This window comes from Tistrella bauzanensis, assembly GCF_014636235.1.
Classification (GTDB): domain Bacteria; phylum Pseudomonadota; class Alphaproteobacteria; order Tistrellales; family Tistrellaceae; genus Tistrella; species Tistrella bauzanensis.
In genome coordinates this window covers 1-24,278 of the sequence record NZ_BMDZ01000049.1, presented here as the reverse complement: position 1 = coordinate 24,278, position 24,278 = coordinate 1, and the positions used below count along the sequence as shown (strand labels likewise).

Annotated in this window: 20 protein-coding genes; 10 read left to right on the top strand and 10 right to left on the bottom strand. The window is 67.4% G+C overall.

Annotated features, from left to right (window positions below):
* Positions 1-30 precede the first annotated feature (30 nt).
* The 9 genes from IEW15_RS17990 to IEW15_RS17950 all read right to left on the bottom strand — a co-directional run bounded on the left by IEW15_RS17990 (position 31) and on the right by IEW15_RS17950 (position 11,428).
* The gene (locus IEW15_RS17990) at positions 31-2,055 is read right to left on the bottom strand and encodes an ABC transporter substrate-binding protein (protein ID WP_229708251.1); all 2,025 of its coding nucleotides are present in this window, start codon (positions 2,053-2,055) and stop codon (positions 31-33) included.
* Positions 2,052-4,022: an ABC transporter ATP-binding protein gene (locus IEW15_RS17985; protein WP_188580484.1), complete on the bottom strand. Its 1,971-nt coding sequence runs from the start codon at positions 4,020-4,022 to the stop codon at positions 2,052-2,054. Before IEW15_RS17985 ends, IEW15_RS17990 begins: the two co-directional genes overlap by 4 nt.
* Positions 4,023-4,063: 41 nt before the next feature.
* Positions 4,064-4,717, bottom strand: a complete 654-nt coding sequence (locus IEW15_RS17980) for a hypothetical protein (RefSeq protein WP_188580437.1) — start codon at positions 4,715-4,717, stop codon at positions 4,064-4,066.
* A gap of 128 nt (positions 4,718-4,845) precedes the next feature.
* Entirely contained in the window at positions 4,846-5,682 is an 837-nt protein-coding gene (locus tag IEW15_RS17975; RefSeq protein ID WP_188580435.1) for a polysaccharide deacetylase family protein, read from the bottom strand.
* Positions 5,679-6,944, bottom strand: a complete 1,266-nt coding sequence (locus tag IEW15_RS17970; protein WP_188580433.1) for a glycosyltransferase family protein — start codon at positions 6,942-6,944, stop codon at positions 5,679-5,681. The genes IEW15_RS17975 and IEW15_RS17970 overlap by 4 nt, the downstream gene beginning before the upstream one ends.
* 78 nt (positions 6,945-7,022) lie before the next feature.
* Positions 7,023-7,625, bottom strand: a complete 603-nt coding sequence (locus IEW15_RS17965; RefSeq protein WP_188580431.1) for a histidine phosphatase family protein — start codon at positions 7,623-7,625, stop codon at positions 7,023-7,025.
* Complete coding sequence (locus IEW15_RS26495) at positions 7,622-8,815, bottom strand: glycosyltransferase (RefSeq protein WP_306432644.1); 1,194 nt, start codon at positions 8,813-8,815, stop codon at positions 7,622-7,624. Before IEW15_RS26495 ends, IEW15_RS17965 begins: the two co-directional genes overlap by 4 nt.
* Positions 8,815-10,167 (bottom strand): glycosyltransferase family 4 protein, encoded by a 1,353-nt coding sequence (locus IEW15_RS17955; protein ID WP_188580480.1) that lies wholly within the window; start codon positions 10,165-10,167, stop codon positions 8,815-8,817. Before IEW15_RS17955 ends, IEW15_RS26495 begins: the two co-directional genes overlap by 1 nt.
* Complete coding sequence (locus IEW15_RS17950) at positions 10,127-11,428, bottom strand: glycosyltransferase family protein (protein ID WP_188580429.1); 1,302 nt, start codon at positions 11,426-11,428, stop codon at positions 10,127-10,129. The genes IEW15_RS17955 and IEW15_RS17950 overlap by 41 nt, the downstream gene beginning before the upstream one ends.
* Positions 11,429-11,687: 259 nt before the next feature.
* On the opposite strand from IEW15_RS17950, the gene hmpA reads away from it, so the two are divergent.
* From hmpA to IEW15_RS17905, 9 genes are all read left to right on the top strand, one after another.
* Positions 11,688-12,887 carry an NO-inducible flavohemoprotein gene (gene hmpA / locus IEW15_RS17945; protein ID WP_188580426.1) on the top strand — a complete coding sequence of 400 codons (1,200 nt, stop codon included), beginning with the start codon at positions 11,688-11,690 and terminating at the stop codon, positions 12,885-12,887.
* A gap of 73 nt (positions 12,888-12,960) precedes the next feature.
* Positions 12,961-13,959 (top strand): alpha/beta hydrolase, encoded by a 999-nt coding sequence (locus tag IEW15_RS17940; RefSeq protein ID WP_188580424.1) that lies wholly within the window; start codon positions 12,961-12,963, stop codon positions 13,957-13,959.
* Between the two features lie 192 nt (positions 13,960-14,151).
* Positions 14,152-15,648 (top strand): sigma-54 interaction domain-containing protein, encoded by a 1,497-nt coding sequence (locus IEW15_RS17935; protein ID WP_188580422.1) that lies wholly within the window; start codon positions 14,152-14,154, stop codon positions 15,646-15,648.
* Between the two features lie 281 nt (positions 15,649-15,929).
* Positions 15,930-17,087, top strand: coding sequence for a substrate-binding domain-containing protein (locus IEW15_RS17930; protein ID WP_188580478.1), 1,158 nt, complete (start codon positions 15,930-15,932; stop codon positions 17,085-17,087).
* 139 nt (positions 17,088-17,226) lie between these two features.
* Positions 17,227-18,024: an ABC transporter ATP-binding protein gene (locus IEW15_RS17925; protein ID WP_188580420.1), complete on the top strand. Its 798-nt coding sequence runs from the start codon at positions 17,227-17,229 to the stop codon at positions 18,022-18,024.
* A 7-nt stretch (positions 18,025-18,031) separates the two neighbouring features.
* Positions 18,032-18,814, top strand: coding sequence for an ABC transporter ATP-binding protein (locus IEW15_RS17920; RefSeq protein ID WP_229708244.1), 783 nt, complete (start codon positions 18,032-18,034; stop codon positions 18,812-18,814).
* Complete coding sequence (locus IEW15_RS17915; RefSeq protein WP_188580418.1) at positions 18,811-19,818, top strand: branched-chain amino acid ABC transporter permease; 1,008 nt, start codon at positions 18,811-18,813, stop codon at positions 19,816-19,818. Before IEW15_RS17920 ends, IEW15_RS17915 begins: the two co-directional genes overlap by 4 nt.
* Positions 19,819-19,834: 16 nt before the next feature.
* Positions 19,835-20,890: a branched-chain amino acid ABC transporter permease gene (locus IEW15_RS17910; RefSeq protein ID WP_188580416.1), complete on the top strand. Its 1,056-nt coding sequence runs from the start codon at positions 19,835-19,837 to the stop codon at positions 20,888-20,890.
* A 3-nt stretch (positions 20,891-20,893) separates the two neighbouring features.
* Positions 20,894-21,739 (top strand): alpha/beta fold hydrolase, encoded by an 846-nt coding sequence (locus tag IEW15_RS17905; RefSeq protein ID WP_188580414.1) that lies wholly within the window; start codon positions 20,894-20,896, stop codon positions 21,737-21,739.
* A gap of 275 nt (positions 21,740-22,014) precedes the next feature.
* On the opposite strand, the gene IEW15_RS26015 is transcribed toward IEW15_RS17905, so the two are convergent.
* Positions 22,015-23,847, bottom strand: a complete 1,833-nt coding sequence (locus IEW15_RS26015; protein WP_229708242.1) for a DEAD/DEAH box helicase — start codon at positions 23,845-23,847, stop codon at positions 22,015-22,017.
* Between the two features lie 115 nt (positions 23,848-23,962).
* Between IEW15_RS26015 and IEW15_RS17895 the strand changes: the two genes are divergently transcribed.
* Positions 23,963-24,244, top strand: coding sequence for an isochorismatase family protein (locus IEW15_RS17895; RefSeq protein WP_229708241.1), 282 nt, complete (start codon positions 23,963-23,965; stop codon positions 24,242-24,244).
* The last annotated feature ends 34 nt before the right edge of the window (positions 24,245-24,278 follow it).

Here is a 24,278-nt window from a genome sequence, read left to right as displayed (position 1 = left end):
GGTGTGGTCCGGTATCGTCCGTGCAGCCGGTCAGTTGTCGAGCCAGAACCGTTCCGGACGGTAGAGGCCGAAATGCGAGCCCGGATCCCAGTTGAACAGGCCCCGCTCCGGCACATTACGCAGCCGCGCATTCATCACCACCGGTTGCAGAACCCCGGCGACCAGCGAAATCGAGTAGACCTGATCGGCATTGATCGCCAGCATCTCGCGCCAGATCCGCGCGCGTGCCGCCGAAGACGATGCCACGGTCCAATCCTTGTACAATGACAGCAGCAGTTCCGCCGACGGTAGGTCCGGCGCCTCGCCCGACTTGCCGTTGGTTTCGTAATACTGCCCCCATTTCGGCCATTGCAGCGATTGCTGGCTGATCGGCGCCAGCTCCCACGGGTCGGTTTCCGCTGTGGCAAGCCCCGCCTCCAGGCCGAACCAGACGCTCATCAGGGTATCGCCCGCGAAGATCCGGTTGCGGAACAGATCGCGCTGCATCGGCCGGGCATAGATCTTGATGCCCAGGTCCAGCCACTGGTCGTGGACCAGTTCCAGAATGTCCATCTGTTCGGTGCTCTCACCCGCGGTTTCGACCACCATCTCAAGCGGCCGGCCATCGGGCATCAGCCGGATGCCGCGATCGTTGCGCCGGTCCAGGCCCATCTCGTCGAGCAGCTTGTTCGCCTGCGCGACGTCATGGGCGGCCCAGGCCCGGCGATAGGCAGGGCGCGAGAGAGGGCTTTCCTTCAGCACCGTATTGGCGCCACCGATGGTCAGGCCGTAATACAGGACGGCGTCGATTTCGTGACGGTCGACCCCCAGCGACAGGGCGCGCCGGAAGCGGGCGTCACGGAACAGGCTGCGCCAGCCGTCATCCCTGGCATTCAGGTTGGGATAGAGCGCCAGATGCGCGCCGCGGCCGGTGCGCCACAGGTTGACCTTGTAATCCGACCGCGCCGCTCCGGCCTTGAGGAAGGTGTAGTCGGTGAAGTCGAGCCCGCGCGCCTGCAGCAGCGCGTCGCCGGTGCCGGTCCGGGCCGAGATCAGCTTTCCGTCGACCACGTCGATTGCCAGGCTGTCGAGATAGGGCAACTGGCGGCCATTGATGTCGATGCGATGAAAATACGGGTTGCGTTCGGCCACGAAGCGGATCGATGGCGGCGCCGTCACCAGCCGCCAGGGCTGCAGGGTCGGATAGGCTGGGTTGCTGAAATCGGTCGCCGTATCCATACGGTTGTGGAGCGCCGCCCAGCTCGACTGTTTGCGGTCGTTCACCATCCGCAGCAGGGTTTCCGGATCGGCATAGCGCTCGTGGAATTGGCGCAGGTAATGCGCCGGCCGGTACAGGGTCAGCGGCAACGGCCCGGCGATCGCCGGCAGCAGCCGGGGATTCGGTTTCGACCAGCTATAGCGGACCGTGGTGTCGTTGATGACGGTGAAACGCGGCGGCTCGCCATCGACCAGCAGTTCGCGCGGCGGCCCGGCCGGATAGAGTTTGGGGTTGTTGACGACGTCTTCCCAGAAATAGCGGAAGTCGTCGGCGGTGAACGGTTCGCCATCCGACCAGCGATGGCCGGGCCTGAGACGCATGGTGAAGGTCCGGCCGTCCTGGATCTCGACCCTGTCCAGGATATCCGCCTCGAACGATAGATCCTGCGTATAGCGCACCAGCCGGGCATAGCCATAGACCAGCCCCATGCGCACATCCTTGGGCCTGCCGACCAGCATGGTCCAGGTGCCGCCCTGGCGGCCGGGCTGAAGATCGGGCCCGATGAAATCGTCGACCGCGGGCTTCGCCGGCAGCCGCTCGCCAATCGGCGGCAGAGTGCCTGCGGTGACGGCCGCTTCCAGAACCGACGCTTCAACCAGATGGTCCGGCATGGGCGCGCTGGGCGAGACCAGAATTTCGATCTGCGATCCAAGACCGCTCTCGGCCGCAAAGCCGCCGATCGGGCGGGTATCGCCGCCATCCTGCGCCCGTGCAGCACCGGCGCCTGCCAGAATCAGGGCGACCAGGGCGGCGGCGGCCAGCGTCTTCTGCCACAGGCCCTGCCAGCGGCCGCTCATGCCGCCGCTCCCGCATCGGCCATATCCGCGCCGACCCTGACGAAATGGCCGGGCGCGATCTCACTCATCCGCGAGGCGCCGCCCGGCAGCAGACGCCAGGGTTCCGGCCAGACCGCGGGGTCCGAGGCGCGGCCGTCCATCAGGGCGGCAAAATCAAGCCGACGGTCGGGATCGGCTTCGGGCACGGCGGCGATCAGGGCGCGGGTATAGGGATGGGTCGGTGCCGAGAACAGCCGGTCGCGCGGCGCGCTTTCAACGATCCGGCCGGCGCACATCACCAGAATGCGGTCGCACATGTAATCGACCACCGCCAGATTGTGGGAGATGAACAGGTAACCCAGGCCCAGCACCGATTGCAGATCCTTCAGCAGGTTCAGCACCTGCGCCTGCACCGATACGTCCAGCGCCGAAACGGGTTCGTCCAGGATCAGCAGTTCGGGCCCCAGCGCCAGGGCGCGGGCGATGCCGATGCGCTGGCGCTGACCGCCGGAGAAGCTGTGCGGATAGCGTCTGAGATGGCGGATATCGAGCCCCACCACCTTCATCAGCGCCTTCACCCGTTCGGCACGCTCCCTGGCAGTGCCGGCGCCGTGGATCTCCAGCGGCTCGGCGATGATGTCATAGACGGTCATCCGCGGATTCAGCGAATGGAACGGATCCTGAAACACATATTGCAGCCGGCGGCGGAACGGGATCCAGCCATGGTCAGACAAAGTGGCTAAATCAGTGGCTTGCACATCATTGTCGCCACGGAACATGATCCGGCCTTCATCGGCGCGGATCGCACCCAGCAGCATGCGTGAGGTGGTGGTCTTGCCGCAGCCGCTCTCGCCCACCAGGCCGACACTCTCGGCCCGGCCGACCGTGAACGAGACATTGTCGACCGCCAGCACGCCGGCGCCGCCGCCCCGGCTGAAGATGCCGGCGCCCCGGCTGACGAAACGCTTGGTCAGGCCTTCGACCGACAACAGGGGCGTGCCGGCCGCCAGGGCATCGCCCATATTCGCCGAGGTCGTGGTCGGTGCCGTTGTGGCAAGGCCGTGCTTGCCCACTGCGCTGACGGCGAGCTTGGGATCGAGCGCCACCGCGCGCAGCGGCACCAGCCGTTCATCCCGATCCATGCCGATCCGCGGCACGGCGCCCAGCAGGGCTTTCAGATAGGCATGGCGGGGATCACGGATCAGGGTATCTGCCGGGCCCGCTTCCATCACCTTGCCGCGATACAACACCACCATGTCGTCGGCAAGGCTCGCCACCACGCCAAGGTCATGGGTGATCAGCAGCACGCCCATGCCCATTTCGTCCTGAAGATCACGCAGCAGCTTCAGGATCTGGGCCTGCAGGGTGACGTCGAGAGCGGTGGTCGGCTCGTCGGCGATCAGCAGCGCTGGCTTTGCTGCCAGCGCCATGGCGATCACGCCGCGCTGGCGCAGGCCGCCGGACAATTCGAACGGATAGCGGTCGAGCGCCACCCGCGGATTGGGAAAGCCCACCCGGTGCAGCATGTCGGCCGCGACCTCGCGGGCATCGCTGCCGTCCAGTTGCAGATGCAGACGCACGGCCTCGGTGATCTGGTCGCCCAGCGTGTGCAGCGGCGACAAGGCGCTCATCGGCTCCTGAAAGATCATGCCGATCCGGCCGCCGCGAATCCGGCGCATGGCGCGGCTGTTGGCCGGCAGTTCAGCCAGATTTGTGGCCGTATTGTCGAGCGGGTCGGTGAACACGGCACTGCCGCCGTCGATGCGGGCAAGCGACGGCAGCAGGCCCATCACCGCCTGGGTCAGCACACTTTTGCCTGAGCCGCTTTCCCCGACCAGTGCTGTGATCCGCCCGGGATTGATGGTGAACGACACGCCGTCGACGGCCGTGAGGGCCCCTTCCGGTAGCGCGAAGCGCACCACCAGATCACGCACGGCCAATAATGGCCGGGTGACGGCCGGTGTACGGCTGCCGGTGAGCGGATGCATCGCGGACCGGCCGGCCGGCCGCAGGACGTGCCGGGACTGGCTCATGACCCGCCCTCACCAGTGCAGGTCGGGGGCACGCGCAGACCCAGCGCCGACAGATTATGGCGGGTCACCCCGTCCAGCACCAGGCGGCGAGCACCGGCGCCGGTCAGCGCCGTGGCGACCAGTTGATTGAAATCGCGAAGACTGTCTTCCACCGCCAGCACGTGACCAAGCTGGTCGGTCAGGATCAGGCGGAACCAGCCGCCGCCACGGCGTGGCGCATAATGCAGCAGTTTCAACCGGGAAAGCTGGTGGAGGGCGATCCGTCGCCGACCGGTCAGACTGTGCCGTTCGATGAAACCGTGCGGGCCGGGCACCGCGCGCCAGACCTCGGACAGCCGGATGGCGCGCTGGATGCCGAAGCCCGCGAACAGCGCCACCAGCAGCGACAGCACGCCGACCGCCACCATGCCCAGGCCCTGGACCACGAACAGCGGCAGGGCGACGACGAGGCTGCCGAAGCCTGCGCGGAGCATGTCGGCCAGAAGCGGCCCGCGATGGTGGCGCAATACCAGACCGGTGGTCGTGGCCGGAACTGCCGCCGGGCGATCCTGTGTGAACATATCGGTCCTGTCGTGGCGCAGGGCCTCATCGCCGTTATGCCGGCGACCGGACATCAGGGCATCGGGGGCGGGTGTCATGCGGGCGGTCACGATCCTCGATCGTCCTGAGGCGCGGCCCCTCTGCCGCGCAAGCGATAGGATGCCCGTTCGTACCGGCGACTTGCAAGCCGTTACGCCGGCCGATGTGGCCAGCCGTCGACATATCGGGAGGGACGCGGTCACCGGGGCGCCGTTTCAATCGGCGGAAGACGGTTTGCCGACGGCGTGAACAGATGGGCCGGATCGTCCCACACCGCCGCCGGATGGCTGGTCAGCCGGACCGAAAGCCGGTCCAGAAACGCGTCAAGCGCGGCGCTGTGCACAAGATGATGGGTCAGCAGGCCGGTCGGCTCATCCGGATCGGCAAGCCCCGCGCGCCGGGCCGCCAGATGGCGGGTGATCGCTGCCAGGGCCGCGTCCTCGCCCACGAAGTCGCCGGTGCCGCGCCAGTCGATCGGGTCGACATGGGTGTTGATCTCCACCACATTCGCGGCCGGCATCGGGCGTTTGCGCGGCTTGAACCGGCTGAGGCCGTTGATGCCGATCTCGGGCAGGCGCTGGATCAACGGCACCGGCAGACGGTTCCAGGGCGGTGTCAGCACGGCCAGACAGCGGCTGGCGAACAGCGTGGTCAGGCGGTCACGGCCCCGTGCCAGATCGTCCAGCATCTCGTCCAGCGGCCGTCCGCAGGCAAGCTCGGATTTCTTCTTGTCGGGCCGGGCGTGGTTCTGGTGCGACCAGCCGTGAAGAAGCACCCGCAATCCCGGTGGTTCCGCGTCGAGCCGCCGGGCCAGCGCCTCGGTCGCGGTGGCGGGGATCACCGCCAGCGCCAGCGGCAGCCGGTGATGCCGCGCCCGGTTCAGCAGCCGGTCGAGCGCCGGCCCGGGTGCTACGGCGTCGTCGTCGCGCCACCAGAACCGCGCCGGCCGGCCCGCCGCCTGCCAGGCGTCCAACTCGCCATCCAGTGCCGCCCAGCCGCCGGCTGCGGGGCTGTCCGTCGTGGTGGTATCGGTCACGGCGCCACGCGCGTGGCCAGCATATCGGCCAGCAGATCGGCGCTGGCGGTGGCACCATCCATGTCGATCGCCGGCCAGCGGCGGTCGCGCGTGGCGGCGGCACGGGCGGCGGCATCGGCCAGCGCCGCAGCCGTCAGCCCCGCCTCGTCCACCACCTCGATCAGCCCCTGTTCGGCGACCAGCCCGGCGCGTAGCCCCTGTTCGGTTTCAAGCCCGCCGGCATAGGGCACCACCACCGCCGGCACCCGGTTTTCAACCACTTCCAGCAGAGTGTTATAGCCGGCCTGAGAGATCGACAGCGCCGCCCGGCCCAGCATGGCGACGAAATCGGGGCGCGCACGTTCGACCGTGAAGCCCGGTTCTGCCGTAAGAGCCCGGATATCGGCAGCCATGGCGGCGGCGCGCAGATCGGCCAGGATCGCGTCATCCAGGTTCCAGCCGACCAGCAGCCGCCAATGCCGTGCCGACAGGTCGGGCCCGCTGCCGGCGCGGGCGGCGATGGCGGCCCGGAACAATGCCTCGCTGACCGCGCCACCGCCGGCCGAGACCAGCACCTCGCCGGTGCCGTCGCGCGCATCGCGGCCCGGCGGCGGCGTGTGGTTGCGGTTCCGGTCAACCACATAGCCGGTGTAATGCACCAGATCGGCCACCTCGGCCATCAGCGGAAAGGTCCGCTCGAACGGCACCAGGGCCGGGTCGCCATGCACCATGACCAGGTCGTAATAGCGCCGCGCACGGTCGAGCATCTCGTGCCGGCGCTCTTCCTTGGGCGGTTCCACCAGGATATCGCGCACCGATGCGGCGATCAGCGCCGGCCGGGGCAGGGCCCGCGCCGCTTCGATCATCGGGACAATCTCGGACGCCAACTGTCTGCGGCCGAAGGGAAACAGCTCGGTGATCAGGATCGCCGGCTGCACGCGCTGAATGATCGCGATCAGCAGATCGCGGCGGCGCATGCGCCAGTCATCGTCGATCACCCGCCCGTCGGGACCGACCAGAACCTTGAAGAACTTGTCGACCGCGCGTGCCGGCGGCAGCTGCACCAGATCGGCAGCACCGGTGTCGAGCCCGCGGACCGGAAAGCCGCCGCTGACATAGGTGACGGCAAAGCCTTTGTCTTCGAGCGCGCGGGTCAGGGTCGCGGCCCGCTTCTGGTGGCCGATGCCGAGCAGATGCTGGACGTAGAGCACGATCCGTGGCCGCAGGGACCGGCTGAGATCGGGCCGGGGCAGGGGAGCGGAACCGGTATCTGCTGTGGTCACGACGGCATCCTCGGTAACTGAAAGAAACTGAAAGAGTGGTGTGGCGCGGTATGGCTGCGGCGCCCGTTGCCTCACGGATCACGACAGCATCAGGTTCAGGTGGTGAACCGCCACGGTGCCATCGGGGGCCACTTTGAACAGATGGGCGGCGTTGCGGGCCAGACGGTGCGGCGGCTTGCCGATCATCGGCCAGCCGGTCGCCTGGGCCATCACCGCCCGGATCACGCCCTTGTGGCTGACCGCCGCGACATTGCGCCCGCGCGCGGCCATGGCGGTCAGCCAGGGCGCCACCCTCTGCTGAACCTCTCGCGGACTTTCACCCCCCGGCGGCCGGAAGTCCAGCCCCCGGGCTTCCAGCGCGGTCATCCGGTCGCCAAGCTGCAGCCGCAGATCGTCGAGCCGCTGCCCCTCCCACGCGCCCCATGACATCTCGATCAGCGCCGGCGCCGGCCGCGCGCCGGGGGCGCCCAGCCGCGCTGCGGTTTCGCGCGCCCGCAGCAGTGGCGAGGTGTACCAGTCATAGCCGGTGGCGATCGGTGCGGGCAACTGCCAGCCGGTCACCTCGTCGCGCCCGGCATCGTTGAGCGGCTGGTCGCTCTGACCCTGAAGCCGGCCCTGATCGTTCCAGTCGGTGCGGCCGTGGCGGATCAGGGCCAGAATGATCGACGGTGAGGTGCTCATTGCATGGCATTCCCGGGCCGGTGGCGCGTTGCGCGCTGGCGATGATTGGCGGTGGCCAGCCGCAGGGCTTCGTTCAGTGCCGCCGCGGCGGCGGTGATATCACGCCGCGCCGCCTGATCGGCGGCCGCGCGCGACATGGCCTCGCGGCCGTTCGGGTCGTCGAGCAGGGCGGCCACGGCGGCGGCCAGTGCCGGGGCATCCTCGGGCGCTGCCAACCGGCCGGTGACCCCGTCGGTCACCAGATCAGGCACGCCGCCGCTTCGGCCCGCGACCACCGGCAGCCCGGCGGCCTGGGCTTCCAGCAGAGCCATACCATAGGCCTCGCGCACGGCGGGCCAGACCATGATATCCGCGGCCGCCAGCACATCGGCCAGGGCCGCGGGGGCCAGGGCGCCCAGCAACGTGACCCGATGGTCGCGATCGGCATCGAGTGCCGCGGCCACCGCCGCGCGGGCCGGGCCGTCGCCGGCCACCAGCAGGTGAAAGCCCCGTCCGGCCAGTGCCGGATCGGCCAGCATGCGCCCGATCACCCGATAGCTGTCCAGCTTGTCGCCGATTCGCATCATGCCCACGGCCACCAGCCAGGGCAGGGTGATGTCGAGGCCCCGCGCTGTGGCCAGATCGCGGCGGATGGCGTCCCGCCGTTGCGCCGCGGCGGCGAACCGGGCGCTATCGTCCAGAAACGGTGTCAACCCCTGGATATGGCCGGCCGGCAGCAGCCGGCTCAGGCAGACCGCGTCCAGCCGGGTCATCGGCATCACCAGATCGGCGGCGGCCAGGGCCGCGCGGGCCGCTTGAAATCCGATATCCCAGGCGCCGCCGGCGCGCTTGGGCGCATCCGAGGCTTCCACCACCAGATAGGGAATATCGAGCGCTGCCGCCACCTGTGGCCCCAGATGATCGGGGGCTTTGTGATAGAGATGATAGGTGATCCAGGCCTCGGGGCGCGTTGCCGCCGGACGCGCCGCCAGCCTTGCCACCAGCCGCCGGGCCAGCCTGAGGCCGGCCGCCATGATCCGGGCCTGACGCTCAGGATTGCCGCGGCCGTCGCGGCTGCTGAACCGGCAGACGAGTTCCGGCTGATGACCGCCCGCCGCCAGGGCGGCCATGATCTGCCGGGCCATCCGCCGGTCGCCGCTCGGCACCGGGTGGTCGGGATATTTCAGGGGGCAATAGACCGCGACCCGCATCAGTCGTGCCGCGCCTCGCCGCCATGTTCGACCGCCGCCGACAGCCGTGCGATCAGGGGGGCGACCGAGGCATCCAGCGAGAAGGCGGCATCCAGCCGGGCGCGGCCGGCGGCGCCCATCCTCTGCCGTAGCGCCGGGGCCGCGACCAGCGTGGCGATGGCATCGGCCAGCGCGCGCGGCTGGTCCGGCGCGACCAGCAGCCCGGTCTCGCCGTCGCGGATGAATTCGGGGATCGCCGAGACCGTGGTGGCGACCACCGCCAGACGCTGCGATTGCGCCTCCATCAGCACATTCGGCAGGCCGTCGCGGTCGCCATCGCCGGCAATGCGGCTGGCCAGCACGAAGATGTCGGCCTGTCCATAGGCGGCCAGCACCTCGGCCTGTGCCATGGCGCCTTGCCAGGTGATCCGATCGGCAATGCCATGTGCGGTCGCCTGCGCCTGCAATCGGTCCTTCAGCGGGCCTCCGCCGATATGGGTGAAGTGCCAGGCCATGGTGTCCGGCAGCAGCGCCAATGCCTCCAGCACCGTGTCCCAGCCCTTCTTCTCCACCAGACGGCCAACACCCACCAGCCGCACCGGGCGGGCCGGATTGCTGCCATCGCGGTCATTGCCGGTATCGCGGCCATGGCCCATGGTGGATGCCGGATCTGTGGCCGACAGGCCGGTCGGATCCGGAAACCGGCTGAGATCCAGGCCGTGATAGAGCAGGTCGACCCGGCCCGGCGGCGCGAGGGCTGCCAGATGATCGCGGTTCATGGCGGTGCAGGTGACGGCCCAGGCGCAATCGGCGAGCTTTTCAGTCTTTTCCCAGTCGGGACTGGTCCAGATATCCTTGGCATGCGCCGACACCGCCCAGGGCAGGCCGCGCATGATCGCCGCATATCGTGCCACCGATGCCGGGGTGTGCAGGAAATGGGCATAGATCATCGCCGTGTCGGGTTCCAGTTCCGCCGCCAGAACTGCCGCCTGACCGAAGCGGCGGATGCGGTTGCGACTGCGATCGCGGGCAAGGTCGCGCAGCCAGACCGCACGGGCGCGGGCAAAGCCCGGCAGCCGTGCCACCCGCCACAGGGATTGCAGCACCCGCAGCGGCTCCTCATGCAGGTATTCGGGCAGATAGCGGACATCGGCGGTGATCTCGCGATGCACCGGATGTACCGCGCGATCGGTCGGCCGGCGCAGCGACACCAGCCGCAGGGCCAGGCCTGCCACCTCCAGCGCCCGGATTTCCTGGGCGATGAAGGTCTCGGACAGGCGCGGATAGCCTTTCAGCACCACAGCGATGGTGCCGGGGGGGGATGTGCCGGCGTCAGGGTGCGGCACGGCGCTTGATGTCCAGTGGCCCGGCATCATCGGTCCAGGCATTGTCCGTGTCAGGTTCGGCCGTGTTGTCACCGGCTGGCGCCGGGCTCAGGACGGTGCGACGATTGCGCCGGTCAAGCTCGGCACCAACCAGCCGCGCCACGGCCTCCAGCCCGTCGAGCATCGAGGACGGCATGGCGGCCGATGGCGGCGCCTGACCGGCCAGAGCCACCAGAGCATCGGCCATCGCCGCGGCACTGCGCTCAGGGCCGGGGTCGAGCAGCATGCGCACAAGGCCCAGCTTGTCCGCGCGGTCGGCGCGGATGAACTGTTCCAGCCTGGGTTCCGTGCGCGGCACGATGATCGCCCGCTTGTCCAGCGACAGGATTTCACAGAAGGTGTTGTAGCCGCCCATGGCCACCACGCCTTCGGCACCGGCCATCAGGGTTTCGATCCGGGCGTCGAAGGTGATGGTGTCGACCCGGTCGAGCTTATGGGCTCGTGCCCCGAACCGCTCGCGCGCCTCGCGGCTCATGAACGGGCCCAGCACCAGCACGGCGCGATGGGGCAGCCGGTTGCCGTGCTGTTCATAGGCCTGTATCACCCAGTCGATCAGTTCCTCACCGTCGCCACCACCGCCGGTGGTGGCCAGGATGTAGGGATCGCCCTCCACCAGCGCCTGGATACGCTCCGATACCGCGCCCTGCGGCGCCGCGCGCCGCAGATATCCAGTATAGGTCATCTTCGCGCGCACATCGGCCGGCAGGTCGATGCCTTCGAGCGGATCGTGGATCTCCGGCAGCCCGTAGACCCAGATATCGTCGTAAAGATCGCGCAACGCCGGCAACACCCGCTTGCGCTTCCATTCGGGCGCAAGCTGTGCCGGTTCATCCATCACATCGCGCAGGCCCAGCACCAGCCGGGTTCCGCGCCGCTTCAGCCGCTTGAGCGTGCGGGCAACCTCGCCCCGCAAGCCCAGCGGCTCCTTGTCCACGATGAAGACATCGGGTTCGAACACCTCGGCCGTGCGCTCGATGATCGCCCCCCTGAGTTTCAGGATATGGTCGATGTCCATCTTGAGCTTCAGCGAGGTGTAGTCACCATTGCGCAGCTTGATCACCCCCGGCACCCGGACGAAGTCGGTGCGGGTGCGGAAGTCGAAGCTGCCGATGATCGGCGACCCCGAGAGGATCAGCACCGACATGTCGGGGAATGCCCCGACCAGCCCGTGTGCGATCTCGCGGCATCTGCGCAGATGACCGAGCCCGAAGCTGTCGTGGCTGTAGATCAGCACACGCGAGCCATTCATGCCTCTCGGAACCTCCCGCTTGCGGCATAACGGCCGGACTATCGCACAGGCCGGGCGCGCTCGGAAAGTGGCGATGTCGCGGCGCGGAAACTCCGTCATCCGGGGTGGCGCCTGCGACATAATATGCATTTCATATGCATATATAGTGACGGGAATAAAAATCATCTGCTATACATCTTCTGTGGTTCACGAGAGATGGCAGTCCGGGACGGCCACAGGCCGCATCCGGGCAGGCCGCAGGAACGGGAATGGACGGGATATGCTGACGGAAACGACGATCACCCTGGTGAAAGCCACGGTCCCTGTGCTGCGCGCCCATGGTGAAGCGATCACGAGCCGGTTCTATGAACGGCTTCTGACCCAGCCCGAAATCGCGGCGATGTTCGATCCGGCGCATCAGCGCGATGGATCGCAGCCCCGGGCGCTGGCGGCCGCGGTGCTGGCCTATGCCGAACATATCGACAACCTGTCGGCACTGGCAGGCGCGGTGGAACGCATCGCCCATAAGCATGTTGCGGTGCAGGTGCGCCCCGAACAATACGATGTCGTGGGCGCGGAACTGCTGGCCGCCATCTCGGACGTGCTGGGAGATGCGGCGACCCCGCCGATCCTGGCCGCCTGGGCCGAGGCCTATGGCGTGCTGGCCGGCGTGTTCATCGGGCGCGAAGCGGTGCTGGCCGATGAGGTTGCGGCGCGGCCCGGTGGGTGGCGCGGTTTCCGGCGGTTCATCGTTGATGCCGTCAATGACGAAAGCCGGGTGATCAAGAGCTTCCGGCTGACGCCTGAGGATGGCGGACCGCTGCCGCCCTTCAGCCCCGGTCAGTATCTGACCCTGCGCCTGACCCGCGACGACGGCACCACCAGCCTGCTGCGTCATTACAGCCTGGCCGGCAAGCCCGATGCCCGGCATTGGCGGATCGCGGTCAAGCGCGAGCCTGAAGGTCGCGGCTCCGGCATGATGCACGACATGATCAAGCCCGGTGCGGTGATCGAGGCGGCGCCGCCTGCGGGTGAATTCGTGCTGGATATGGACGGGTCACGCCCGATCCTGCTGCTTGGCGCCGGCGTGGGGCAGACCCCGTTGCTGGCGATGGTGGAGACGCTGGCCGAGATGCGGCCCGATCATCCGGTCGTCTGGGCGCATGCGGCGATCGATGGCCGGACCCATGCCTTCGGCCGTCATCTGCGCGATCTGGCCGCAGCGACCCCGGGCCTGTCGGTTCATGTCGTCTATGAGCGCCCGGATGCGGAAGACCGGCAGGGGCGGGATCATGACCGGATCGGCCGGATCGATGCCCAGGCCCTGCGCGATCTGCTGCCGGCCATGGATATCGATGTCTATATGTGCGGGCCGCGTGGCTTCCAGAAGGCGCAGGCGGCGCAGTTGATCGAGATCGGCGTGCCGCGCGACCGGATCCGGTTCGAACTGTTTGGTGTGACCGACGAACAGATCCTCTGAAATGCGATTGAGTCGCAGTCAAAATTAAGGTCGGATGCCGCCTCTGGAAAACGGACCGGAGGATGCGGTGACAATGCGGACCTTATCGCCCGGGCGATACCGGCGGCCACGTCATGCGGTCGCCATCGCCTGGGTGCTGGCGCTGGTGGCGGCGGTGACGATCGGCGCAGGCCTGGCTGCCGTCCAGGTGGCCCATGCAGATGACCATCCGGGTGCCCGGCCCGCGATCGTTCCGGACGACCGCGGGCCGGTGACTGTGCCGGGCAGCCACTGGTTCGACATCACGGCCCGGCGCAACGGGCTGGTCTATCGCATTCAGGTGGCGATACCCGACGGCATACCGCCCGAGGCCGGCTTCCCGGTTCTGTATCTGCTCGACGGCAATGCGATGTTCGGTCTGGCGGCACAGACCGCGCGGCTGCTGGCTGCGCGTGAGGGCAGCCTCGCCGTGGTCGCCATCGGCTATCCCGGCGATGCCCCCTTCGACATGACCCGTCGCTATCTGGACCTGACATCGCCGGTGACGCCGGCGATGCTGGCCCTGATGGGGCCACGGGCACCGGTGGTGCCGACCGGCGGCCAGGATGCCTTCCTGGACGTGATCCTGAACGAGATCCGCCCGGCCATCGCCCACCGATTTCCGGTCGATCCCGACCGCGCGACCCTGTTCGGCCATTCGCTGGGCGGGCGCTTCGTGCTGCATGCGGCACTCACCCGGCCGCAGGCGTTCAAGGGCTATGTCGCCTCCAGCCCGTCGATCTGGTGGAATGATGGCGACGTGGCCGAGGATGCTGCGGCCTATGCCGCGCGCGATCGGCGCCCGCCGCTGAACCTGCTGCTGACGGTGGGCGGCGAGGAACAGGCAGTGTCGATCGGGGCGGAAAGCCCTGAGCGGGCCGCCTTCCGCCGCATGGCGCGCATGCTGGACAATCTGGCCGGGATGGCCGACCGGCTGCGCGCGTTGCAGGTGCCGGGCGCACGGATCGATCAGGTGGTGTTCGCCGGCGAGGGCCATATGACCACCGTGCCGGCGGCGATCAGCCGTGCCGTGGTCTTTGCATCCGAACCGTGATCCCGCCCAACCTGCCATCTCGCCCCCACCTGCCATCCGGCCCCGACCGCCACTCCCGACCCGTCTTGCATCGGCATCGCCACCGTCCTAGGCTTGACGCCGCAGCCCCGTGCGAGAAGAGGTGCTTACCGGTGCCCCCGCGGGGCCGGCCGTGAGCTGCGGCCGACAGGGCAGAGGGAGACGCTGGAGAGCATGGAGCGGCTGGTCGACGGCGTGGCGGCGCGCAGGCGTCGGGCTGCGTCCGCGCGTGAGGCGGGCCTTCGGGACCGGATCGCGCGGGCGGCGGTGGAGCTGTTCGATCAGCTATATGAAGGCGCTGTCCTGATCGATGCCGGCGGGCAGATCCTGTGGATGAACGACAAGTACCGCGCCATCCTGGGGCTGAACGGCATGGACCCGGTCGAGGGCCGGCCGGTGGAGGAGGTGATCCCCAACAGCCGGCTGCGCGAGGTGGTGGCCTGTGGCCGCGCCGATCTGATCGACATCTTCGAGGTCGAGGGCCGGCAGCTTGTGGTGAGCCGCATCCCGTTGAAGGACGAGGATGGCCGCGTCACCGGCGCCGTCGGCATGATCCTGTACGACCGGGTGCAGTCGCTGAAACCGCTGGTCGACAAGTTTCAAGGGTTGCAGCGCGATCTGGATGCCGCCCGCCGACAGCTGGCCGATGCGCGCCGGGCGAAATACGGCTTTTCGCAGTTCATCGGCAATTCCGAGGCGGTGCGTCTGCTGAAGCGTCAGGCGCGGCGGGCGGCCGAACGGGACATCACCGTGCTGCTGCTGGGCGAGACCGGCACCGGCAAGGAGATGCTGGCCCATGCCCTGCACGCCGCCAGCGGCCGGCAATCGGGGCCGATGGTGCGGGTGAACACCGCGGCGATCCCTGAAAATCTGCTGGAAGCGGAACTGTTCGGCGTGGCCCCCGGCGCCTTCACCGGTGCCGGTGCCAAACCGCGTGACGGCAAGATCCGCCTGGCCCATCGCGGTACGCTGTTTCTGGATGAAATCGGCGACATGCCGGTCAGCCTACAATCCAAGCTGCTGCGGGTGCTGCAGGAACGCGAGATCGAGCCTCTGGGGTCGAACCGGGTGATTCCGGTCGATGTGCGGGTGATCGCCGCCACCAGCCGCGATCTGGGCCGGATGGTCGAGGAAGGCCTGTTCCGGGCCGATCTGTATTACCGCCTGAATGTGCTGCCGCTGCGCCTGCCGCCGCTGAGGGAACGTCTGGATGACATCGAACCTCTGTGTGAGGTCCTGCTCGACCGGCTGGCGATCGATCAGGGCGGCCGGCCACGCACGCTGACCGACCATGCCCTGCTGCGGCTTCAGGCCCATGACTGGCCGGGCAATGTCCGCGAACTGGCCAATCTGCTGGAGCGTGCGGTTCTGCTGACCGATGATGCCGAGATCGATGCCGGCCATATCGACAGTCTGATGGCCACGCATATGCCCTCGGCGGCAGGTGTGGCACCGGTCACCATGACGGCATCGGTCGAACCTGGCGAGACGGTGGAGCCTTTGCGCGAGGCCCTGGCCGCCGCCGAACGCGACGCCATCCGCCGGGCGCTTGCCGCGGCCGGCGGGGTCAAGACCCAGGCGGCGAAGCTGCTGGGTATTTCCCGCGCCCAGTTCTATGAAAAACTGGCGACACATGGCATCGAGACCGTGACGGCCTCGTCGCGCCCCTGATCCCGTCACACCGTCCGGTTTACCGGACACGAGCCTGACTGTCCGGAAATCCTGACAGACAGACGTCCGGGTTGCCGGACAGGATGCGCTGCCGCAACTGATGGTGCAGCGCGGCAAGTTGTTGCTTTCCATTGATGTCATGAAGATGGCACAGGCCTTGCTGGTAATGTCTCAACGCGGTGCGCCGGACTTACCGGCGATCGCGATGGCACAAAGACCAGGGTAGGGAGGCACCACCCCCAATGTCGCTCAATTGGAAGCACCTCGCCGCGGCCGCGGTGATGGCGGCCATGGCCGGCACCGGACCGGCGCTCGCCGCCGATCCGATCAAGATCGCGCTGATCTCGGGCAAGACCGGGCCGCTCGAAGCCTATGCCAAACAGACCCATACCGGCCTGATGATGGGCCTGGAATATGCCACCCAGGGCACGATGGAGATCGATGGCCGCAAGATCGAGGTCATCGAGAAGGACACCCAGTTGAAGCCGGAAATCGCCCGCGCGGTGCTGGCCGAAGCCTATGGCGACGACGAGGTCGACCTTGCCATCGGCCCGACATCATCGGGCGATGCGCTGGCGATGCTGCCGGTGGCGCAGGAATACGAGAAGATCCTGCTGGTGGAGCCGGCGGTCGCCGACTCGATCACCGGTGACAAGTGGAACCGCTATATCTTCCGCACCGGGCGCAATTCTTCACAGGATGCGATTTCGAACGCGGTGGCACTGGGCAAGCCCGGCGTGAAGATCGCCACGCTCGCGCAGGATTACGCCTTCGGCCGCGACGGCGTCGCCGCCTTCCGCGATGCGCTGGCCTCGACGGGCGCCGAGATCGCGCATGAGGAATATGTTCCCCGCGACACCACCGACTTCACGGCCCCCGCACAGCGCATCTTCGATGCGATGGACAAGGTCGAGGGCGACAAGGTGCTGTTCGTGATCTGGGCCGGTGCCTCCACGCCCTTCGCCAAACTGGCGGCGATGGAGCCAGAGCGTCGCGGCATCAAGATCGCCACCGGCGGCAACATCCTGCCGGCCATGGCCGCCTACAAGGCGCTGCCGGGCATGGAAGGCGCCACCTATTATTACTATGACATCCCCAAGAACCCGGTGAACGACTGGCTGGTGACCGAGCATCAGACGCGCTTCAATTCGCCGCCAGACTTCTTCACCGCCGGCGGCATGAGTGCTGGCATCGCGGCGGTCGAGGCGATCCGCAAGGCCGGCTCCACGGAGACCGAAGCCCTGATCACCGCCATGGAGGGCATGAGCTTCATGTCACCCAAGGGCGAGATGACCTTCCGCAAGGAAGACCATCAGGCGCTGCAGGAGATGTATCACTTCCGCATCAAGGTCGACGAGAACGTCGCCTGGGGCATCCCTGAACTGGTCCGCGTGATCGGCATCGACGACATGGACGTGCCGATCCGCAACCAGCGCTGAGCTGTGCGCGGGTCGTGCCGGACGGGCCGGCATACCTCCCCCGGGTGCCGCGCCGCCCGGTGCGGCTCGCGTGCTGCCGTATTTCTCGGTTCATGGCCTCCGCCGGACCGGCGGATGGCCAAGCGAAGACGGACCCCGGATGACCCTATCTTCCGCCGCGGAGACAGCGGGCGCCGTTCCGGCGCTCGAAACCCGCGATCTGACCGTGCGCTTCGGCGGCCATGTCGCCGTCAATGGCGTCGGCTGCCGGTTCACACGCGGTACGCTGACCGCCATCGTCGGGCCGAACGGCGCTGGCAAGACCACCTATTTCAACCTGATTTCGGGCCAGTTGCGGGCGACGGCAGGATCGGTTCTGCTCGACGGGCACGATCTGTCGTCGCATGGCGCTGCCGGCCGCACCCGGCGCGGCATCGGCCGCGCCTTTCAGTTGACCAACCTGTTTCCGAACCTGACGGTGCGCGAGAACATCCGCCTGGCGGTGCAGGCGCGGCGGGGCCGGGGCTTCGACATCTTCTCGATGGCAGCGCATGGCCGGCATCTGATCCAGCGCGCCGACGCGATCCTGGAGCAGGTGCGGCTGGGCGTTCGCGCGGATGACGTCGTCGCGACCCTGCCGCATGGCGACCAGCGCAAGCTGGAGGTGGCAATCCTGATCGCGCTTGAACCCCGCATCTTCATGTTCGATGAACCCACCGCCGGCATGAGCGTCGACGAGGTACCGGTGATTCTGGACCTGATCCACGGCATCAAATCCGATCCGGCGAACACTGTTCTGCTGGTCGAACACAAGATGGATGTCGTCCATTCGCTCGCCGATCGGATCATCGTGCTGCACAACGGCTATCTGGTCGCCGATGGCGACCCGAAAGAGGTCGTGGCCTCGCCGATCGTGCAGGAAGCCTATCTGGGAATGGGGGCCTCGACCCATGTCTGAGCGGTCGATGCCAGAACGGGCCGGGGCGGCCGGGGCCCGCGACGGCGGTGTCGGTGATGCAGCGCAGGCGGGGGCACTGCTGACGCTTGCCGGCGTGCACACCCATATCGCCCAGTATCATATCCTTCAGGGCGTGGATCTGGTGGTGCCGCGAGGCGGGCTCGCCATGCTGCTGGGCCGCAATGGTGCCGGCAAGACCACCACCCTGCGCACCATCATGGGGCTGTGGCACGCGTCCCAGGGCCGGATCACCTTTGATGGTCGCGACATCACCGCGGCCGAAACCCCGGATCTGGCCAAGGGTGGTATTGCCTATGTGCCGGAAGACATGGGGATCTTCTCAAGCCTGACCGTGCGCGAGAACATGCTGCTGGCGGCGCGCTCCGGTCCGATGGACGACAGGCGTCTGGCCTGGATCTTCGACCTGTTCCCGGCGCTGGAGAAGTTCTGGAACTGGCCTGCCGGCAATCTGTCGGGCGGCCAGAAGCAGATGCTGGCGATCGCGCGGGCGATCGTGGAGCCGCGCGCGCTGCTGATCGTCGACGAGCCGTCGAAAGGATTGGCACCGGCGATCATCGGCCATCTGATCGAGGCCTTCCGCGAGTTGAAGGCCACCGACACGACCATTCTGATGGTCGAACAGAATTTCAGCATGGCGACCGCCCTCGGCGACACCGTGGCGGTGATGGATGACGGCCGCGTCGTCCATGCGGGCTCGATGCACGAACTCGCCCATGACGGAGATCTTCAGCGCCGTCTGCTCGGCCTCAGCCTGGACAGTCACCAATGACCGCGCGCGCCCTCAAGACCGCCGGAATGGTGGAGCGGCATGCCCCGCTCGCCATGGCCGGCCTGATCCTGTTCCTGCCACTGATCCTGATCGACCCCGGCACCTGGCTGGTGCTGGCCATCGCCGGCCTTGCCATGGGCATGATGATCTTCCTGATGGCCTCGGGCCTGACGCTGGTCTTCGGCCTGATGGACGTGCTGAACTTCGCCCATGGTGCCTTCGTTGCCGTCGGCGCCTATCTGGCGACCGGGCTGCTCAGCCCCGGCGGGCCGTTCGCCGGCCTGATGGGGGTATCGCTTCTGGGCGATGTCGGCGCGATGCTGCTGGCGATCCTGGTCGCCTGTGCTGCCGCCGGCGTGTTGGGGCTGGTGTTCGAACGGGTCATCGTGCGCCGGGTCTATGGCGCGCATCTGCGCCAGATCCTGATCACCGTCGGCGGGCTGATCGTCGCCGAACAGTTGATCACGGTGATCTGGGGTGCCGACCCGATCCCGCTGCCCAAGCCCGAAACCCTGCGCGGCTCGATATTCATCGGCGATATCGCTGTCGAGCGTTATCGGCTGGTGGCCTGCGCACTGGGATTGGTCGCCTATCTGGGCATGCATTTCGCCTTGAATCGCACCCGCATCGGCCTGCTGGTCCGCGCCGGCGTGGAAAACCGCGAGATGGTCGAGGCGCTGGGCTATCGCGTCCGCCGGCTGTTTGTCGGCGTGTTCGTGGCCGGTACCGCACTTGCCGCCGCTGGTGGCGTGATGTGGGCGCTCTATCAGGAAATCGTCACCGTCCATATCGGTGCCGATGTGATGATCCTGGTGTTCATCGTGGTGATCATCGGCGGCCTGGGCTCGGTGGGTGGCTGCTTTCTGGGCGCGCTGCTGGTGGGGCTGACCGCGAATTTCATGGGCTATCTGGCACCCACGCTGGCGCTCGGCTCGAATATCCTGCTGATGGTGGCGGTGCTGCTCTGGCGTCCCCGCGGGCTCTATCCCGCGACCAAGAATTAAGCCGGAGGCGGATCAGATGCTCAACTGGATCATTTCCGGCGACCGGCCGCGCAGCCGCATTCTGGCGGCGGTGCTGATCATCATCCTTCTGGGGCTGCTGCTGGCGCCCTTCGTCTTTCCGGGCACCCGCTCGCTGGCGGTCGCGGCGCGGATCTGCGTGCTGATCGTGCTGGTGGCCTCTTACGACATCCTGCTCGGCTATACCGGCATCGTGTCCTTCGCCCATACCATGTTCTTCGGCATCGGCGCCTATGGCGTCGCGATTGCCCTGAACGCGCTCGGCCCCAGCTGGGGCGCCGTGGGGCTCGGCACGGTCGCCGGTGTCGCGGTATCGATTGCCGCCGCCGCGGTCATCGGCCTGCTGTCGTTGAGGGTGCGGGCGATCTTCTTCAGCATGATCACGCTCGCGGTCGCCAGCTTCTTCCTGATCCTGGCCTCGCAGCTGTCGTTCATCACCGGCGGCGAGGATGGCATGTCCTTCCGGGTGCCGCGCATGCTGACCCCCGCCTTCAAGCTGTTCGAGGACGAGATCTTCGGTCAGCGGTTCAATGGCCGGCTGGTCGCCTATTACCTGGTGTTTATCAGCAGTCTGGTGCTGTTCCTGTTCATGCTGCGGGTGGTGAACTCGCCCTTCGGCCGGGTGCTGCAGGCCATCCGCGAGAATGATTTCCGCGCCGAGGCGCTGGGCAACCGGGTTGTGCTGTATCGCACGGCCGCGTCCTGTCTGGTAGCGGCCTTGGCGGCCCTGGCCGGGGTTCTGAATGCGCTCTGGCTGCGCTATACCGGGCCGGATGCCACGCTGTCCTTCGCCATTATGCTCGATATTCTGCTGATGGTGGTGATCGGGGGCATGGGCACGCTGTATGGTGCGGTGATCGGTGTCGTGATCCTCAGCCTGGCGCAGTTCTATCTGCAGGATCTGATGGGTGCCGCCTCGTCGGCGCTTGCCGGGATTCCGGTGCTGCCCGAATTGATCGCCGCCGATCGTTGGATGCTGTGGCTCGGCATCCTGTTCGTCCTGTCCGTCTATTTCTTTCCGACCGGCATTGTCGGCAAATTGAGGGAACGCTGAACCATGACCGCCCCCCAGCCCGCTTCGGAATACCTCACCGCCTGCGGCCACGAAATCCACTACATGCATTGGTCGTCGGACCAGTCGGACCCGATCGTCATGTGGCATGGTCTAGCCCGCACCGGCCGCGATTTCGACCCCTGCGCCCGCCGCTTCGCCGACCGGTTCCGGATCGTGGCGCCCGACACCATCGGCCGCGGTCTGTCTGGCTGGGCGAGCGCGCCGGAGGCCGAATACCGGCTGGAGCATTATGCCGAGGTCGCGGTCGAGATGCTCGACCGGCTGGGCATCGAGCGGATGCGCTGGGTGGGCACCTCGATGGGCGGGGCCATCGGTATGATGCTGGCCGCCGGGCCGCTGAAGGGCCGGATCACCCATCTGGTGCTGAACGATATCGGCCCGGCGCTGGCGCCGGCGGCGATCAACCGGATCCGCTCCTATGTCACTCAGCCGCCGGTGTTTGACACGGTTCTGGAACTGGAGACCTATCTGCGCACCATCTATGCCCCCTATGGCGCCATCAGCGACGAGCAGTGGCGGCAGATGGCCGAAACCTCGACGCGTCGGCGCGATGACGGCAAGTTGACCGTGCATTATGATCCTGCCGTGATGCGCGTTTTTGCAGAGACCACCGGCGATTTCGAGATGTGGGATGCCTGGGATGCCATAGAAGCCAAGACCCTGGTGCTTCGCGGCGAAACAAGTGACCTGCTGACCCAGGACACGGCGGAAGAGATGACGAGGCGCGGGCCGAAAGCATCCCTTGCAGTCATTCCCGGCTGCGGGCATGCTCCGGCCCTCAATGTTCCAGACCAGCTCGATCTGCTCGACCGATTCCTCACCAGTTGATCGCAGCACTTGATCCCGGGTGGGATGACCTGATTTGCCAGCTTCCCCCGATGGCCGCTTTTGCGAGTGGTCCCGGGGGCCTCGATCGGCGGGGCCGGGAGACAGCCCGCCGGTCGATACTGAACCGCCCCGGAGATGCTCTCCGGGGCGGTTTTTTCATGACGGGCGGGCGTATCCTGGCCCACCTGCCGGTCAGAATAAAACCCCCGGCATCGGAACGCCGGGGGTTTGTCATTTTGTCCAGGCGCCGGACTGGCCTGTACCGCCTGACAAGGTCAGGGGACGGTCCGGTCGGTGCGGGCGGATTTCAGCATGAAGGCTGGAATATCCTTGCCGAAGCCCAGCGGCGTATTGTCGTCGCGGGCGCTACGCTCGCGCTCGGGGCGCTCCCGTTCCGGCTGTTCCCGGTCGTCACGGGCAGGTTTCTCGGCAGCACCATTACGCGGGCTGGCAGCATCCGCAGGGGCCGCAGCAGTCCGGCTCCGGCGAGGCGGGCGGACGGGATGCGAGGGTCGCGCGGCTTCCGCGACCGGTTCCGCGACATCATCCGCAGCCGCAGGGGATACATCCGCAGCGGCCGTGTCGTCCTCAGCCGCAACAGTCGCGGCAGATACCTCCACCACCTCTGTGGCGCGGGCGCGACGGCGGCGCGGCGGGCGGGCGGGCTTTTCGGCTGCCACGACGTCCGGCTCGGCAACCTGTGCAGGCGTCGCCGGCATATCGCTGAGATCGGCAGCATCGGACCCGGCCGGGACGGCGTCGACCAGGCTGGTCGGGGCATCGGTCGCTGCCGCCACAGCGGCTTCCTCGACCGCCGGTTCCCGGCGGCGGCGCTGACGCGTCCGTGCTGGACGAACCGCTGCAGTCGCATTCTCACCGGCGGCGGGCGACGCCTCGACCGGTGTGGCGGCGGTCTCACCGTCTGTTTGACCATCGGGCGCGAGGGCAGGAGCCGCCTGGGCACCGCCTGTCACCGCCAGAACACCCGACAAATCGGTCACCGTTTCGATCGCCTTGCCGCCCAGCAGGGCGACGACGCGGTCATACAGCTTCCGGTCTTCCGGGGTCACAAACATGATCGCGGTGCCTGTGCGGCCGGCGCGGCCTGTGCGGCCGATGCGATGGATGTAATCTTCCGCGGCCAGCGGCACGTCATAGTTGAAGACGTGGCTGACGTGCTCGATATCCAGCCCGCGACCGGCGACATCGGTTGCGATCAGGAACTTGATCTTGTTGTCGCGGAAGGCCGCCAGCGTCTCGTTGCGCGCATCCTGGGTCATGTCGCCATGCAGGGCGCCGACATCGTGTCCGGCGCGCTTCAGCGACTCATAGAGGGTGGCGACGGTGCGCTTGCGGTTGCAGAAGATGATGCCGTTGCCGACCGGTTCCCGGACCATCAGGGTTTCCAGGGGACGCCGCTTGGCCCGCTCGTTCGCGACATGCACCACCAGCTGGCGCACGGTCGCGGCCGCGGTCGACTGCGGCGCCACCGACACTTCCTTGGGGTTCATCAGGAACTTGCCGGCCAGACGGCGGATCTCGGGCGGCATGGTCGCCGAGAACAGCAGGGTCTGGCGGATCTGCGGCAGCAGGCTGGCGATGCGCTCAAGATCCGGAATGAAGCCCATGTCGAGCATCCGGTCGGCCTCGTCGACCACCAGGATGCGGACATCGGTCAACAGCACGCGGCCACGCTCGAAATGGTCCAGCAGGCGGCCGGGGGTCGCGATCAGCACGTCGACGCCCTTGTCGAGCGCCTTTTCCTGATCGTTGAACGACATGCCGCCGATCAGCAGCGCCATGGACAGCGGCGTGTGCTGACCATAGGTGTGGAAGCTCTCGGCGATCTGCTGGGCAAGCTCACGCGTCGGCGTCATGATCAGCGAGCGCGGCATGCGCGCACGCACCCGGCCCTGCGCCAGGATGTCGATCATGGGCAGGGTGAAGGATGCGGTCTTGCCGGTGCCGGTCTGTGCGCAGCCCAGCACGTCACGGCCCTGCAACACCCAGGGGATCGCCTTCTCCTGGATGGGGGTCGGCTGGGTATAGCCGGCGTCATTGACGGCCCGCAATACTTCGGCGCTCAGGCCCAGATCTTCGAATGTCATGCGAGACGGTACGCCCGATCTGCTTGTCGATGTTCACACGTGTGGGCCATATATAACCGCCATGGCGCTCAAGTCAATCACAGTCACCGGTCAGAACTTCCAAGGAGGCAAGCACTTGACCACCGTCAGTCCCCGCAGGCCATCCAGCCGCCCCCGCCCCGAAAGTCCGCTGATGTCCGCCACCGACAGTCTGCTGGTGGTGATCGACCTTCAGGCCCGGCTGATGCCGGCGATCAGCGGCGGGCACGAAGCGGTCGCCGCCGCCGGCCGGCTGATCGATGGCGCCCGGGCGCTGGGCGTGCCGGTGATGGCGACGGAACAGTATCCTCAAGGGCTTGGCGCCACCATCGCAGGGCAATCGGGTGAAACTGTGCGTGACAGAGCGGAAAAAGTCTGAATCTCTCGTTGTCGACCTTTTTGGCTTGGGAGGG

Bases quoted from the DNA above. Each gene is read 5' to 3' on its own strand.
- IEW15_RS17990 (WP_229708251.1), bottom strand. From the start codon at position 2,055: ATGAGCGGCCGCTGGCAGGGCCTGTGGCAGAAGACGCTGGCCGCCGCC.
- IEW15_RS17985 (WP_188580484.1), bottom strand. From the start codon at position 4,022: ATGCATCCGCTCACCGGCAGCCGTACACCGGCCGTCACCCGGCCATTA.
- IEW15_RS17965 (WP_188580431.1), bottom strand. From the start codon at position 7,625: ATGAGCACCTCACCGTCGATCATTCTGGCCCTGATCCGCCACGGCCGC.
- IEW15_RS26495 (WP_306432644.1), bottom strand. From the start codon at position 8,815: ATGCGGGTCGCGGTCTATTGCCCCCTGAAATATCCCGACCACCCGGTG.
- IEW15_RS17955 (WP_188580480.1), bottom strand. From the start codon at position 10,167: ATGCCGGGCCACTGGACATCAAGCGCCGTGCCGCACCCTGACGCCGGC.
- IEW15_RS17950 (WP_188580429.1), bottom strand. From the start codon at position 11,428: ATGAATGGCTCGCGTGTGCTGATCTACAGCCACGACAGCTTCGGGCTC.
- hmpA (WP_188580426.1), top strand. From the start codon at position 11,688: ATGCTGACGGAAACGACGATCACCCTGGTGAAAGCCACGGTCCCTGTG.
- IEW15_RS17940 (WP_188580424.1), top strand. From the start codon at position 12,961: ATGCGGACCTTATCGCCCGGGCGATACCGGCGGCCACGTCATGCGGTC.
- IEW15_RS17935 (WP_188580422.1), top strand. From the start codon at position 14,152: ATGGAGCGGCTGGTCGACGGCGTGGCGGCGCGCAGGCGTCGGGCTGCG.
- IEW15_RS17930 (WP_188580478.1), top strand. From the start codon at position 15,930: ATGGCGGCCATGGCCGGCACCGGACCGGCGCTCGCCGCCGATCCGATC.
- IEW15_RS17925 (WP_188580420.1), top strand. From the start codon at position 17,227: ATGACCCTATCTTCCGCCGCGGAGACAGCGGGCGCCGTTCCGGCGCTC.
- IEW15_RS17920 (WP_229708244.1), top strand. From the start codon at position 18,032: ATGCCAGAACGGGCCGGGGCGGCCGGGGCCCGCGACGGCGGTGTCGGT.
- IEW15_RS17915 (WP_188580418.1), top strand. From the start codon at position 18,811: ATGACCGCGCGCGCCCTCAAGACCGCCGGAATGGTGGAGCGGCATGCC.
- IEW15_RS17910 (WP_188580416.1), top strand. From the start codon at position 19,835: ATGCTCAACTGGATCATTTCCGGCGACCGGCCGCGCAGCCGCATTCTG.
- IEW15_RS17905 (WP_188580414.1), top strand. From the start codon at position 20,894: ATGACCGCCCCCCAGCCCGCTTCGGAATACCTCACCGCCTGCGGCCAC.
- IEW15_RS26015 (WP_229708242.1), bottom strand. From the start codon at position 23,847: ATGACATTCGAAGATCTGGGCCTGAGCGCCGAAGTATTGCGGGCCGTC.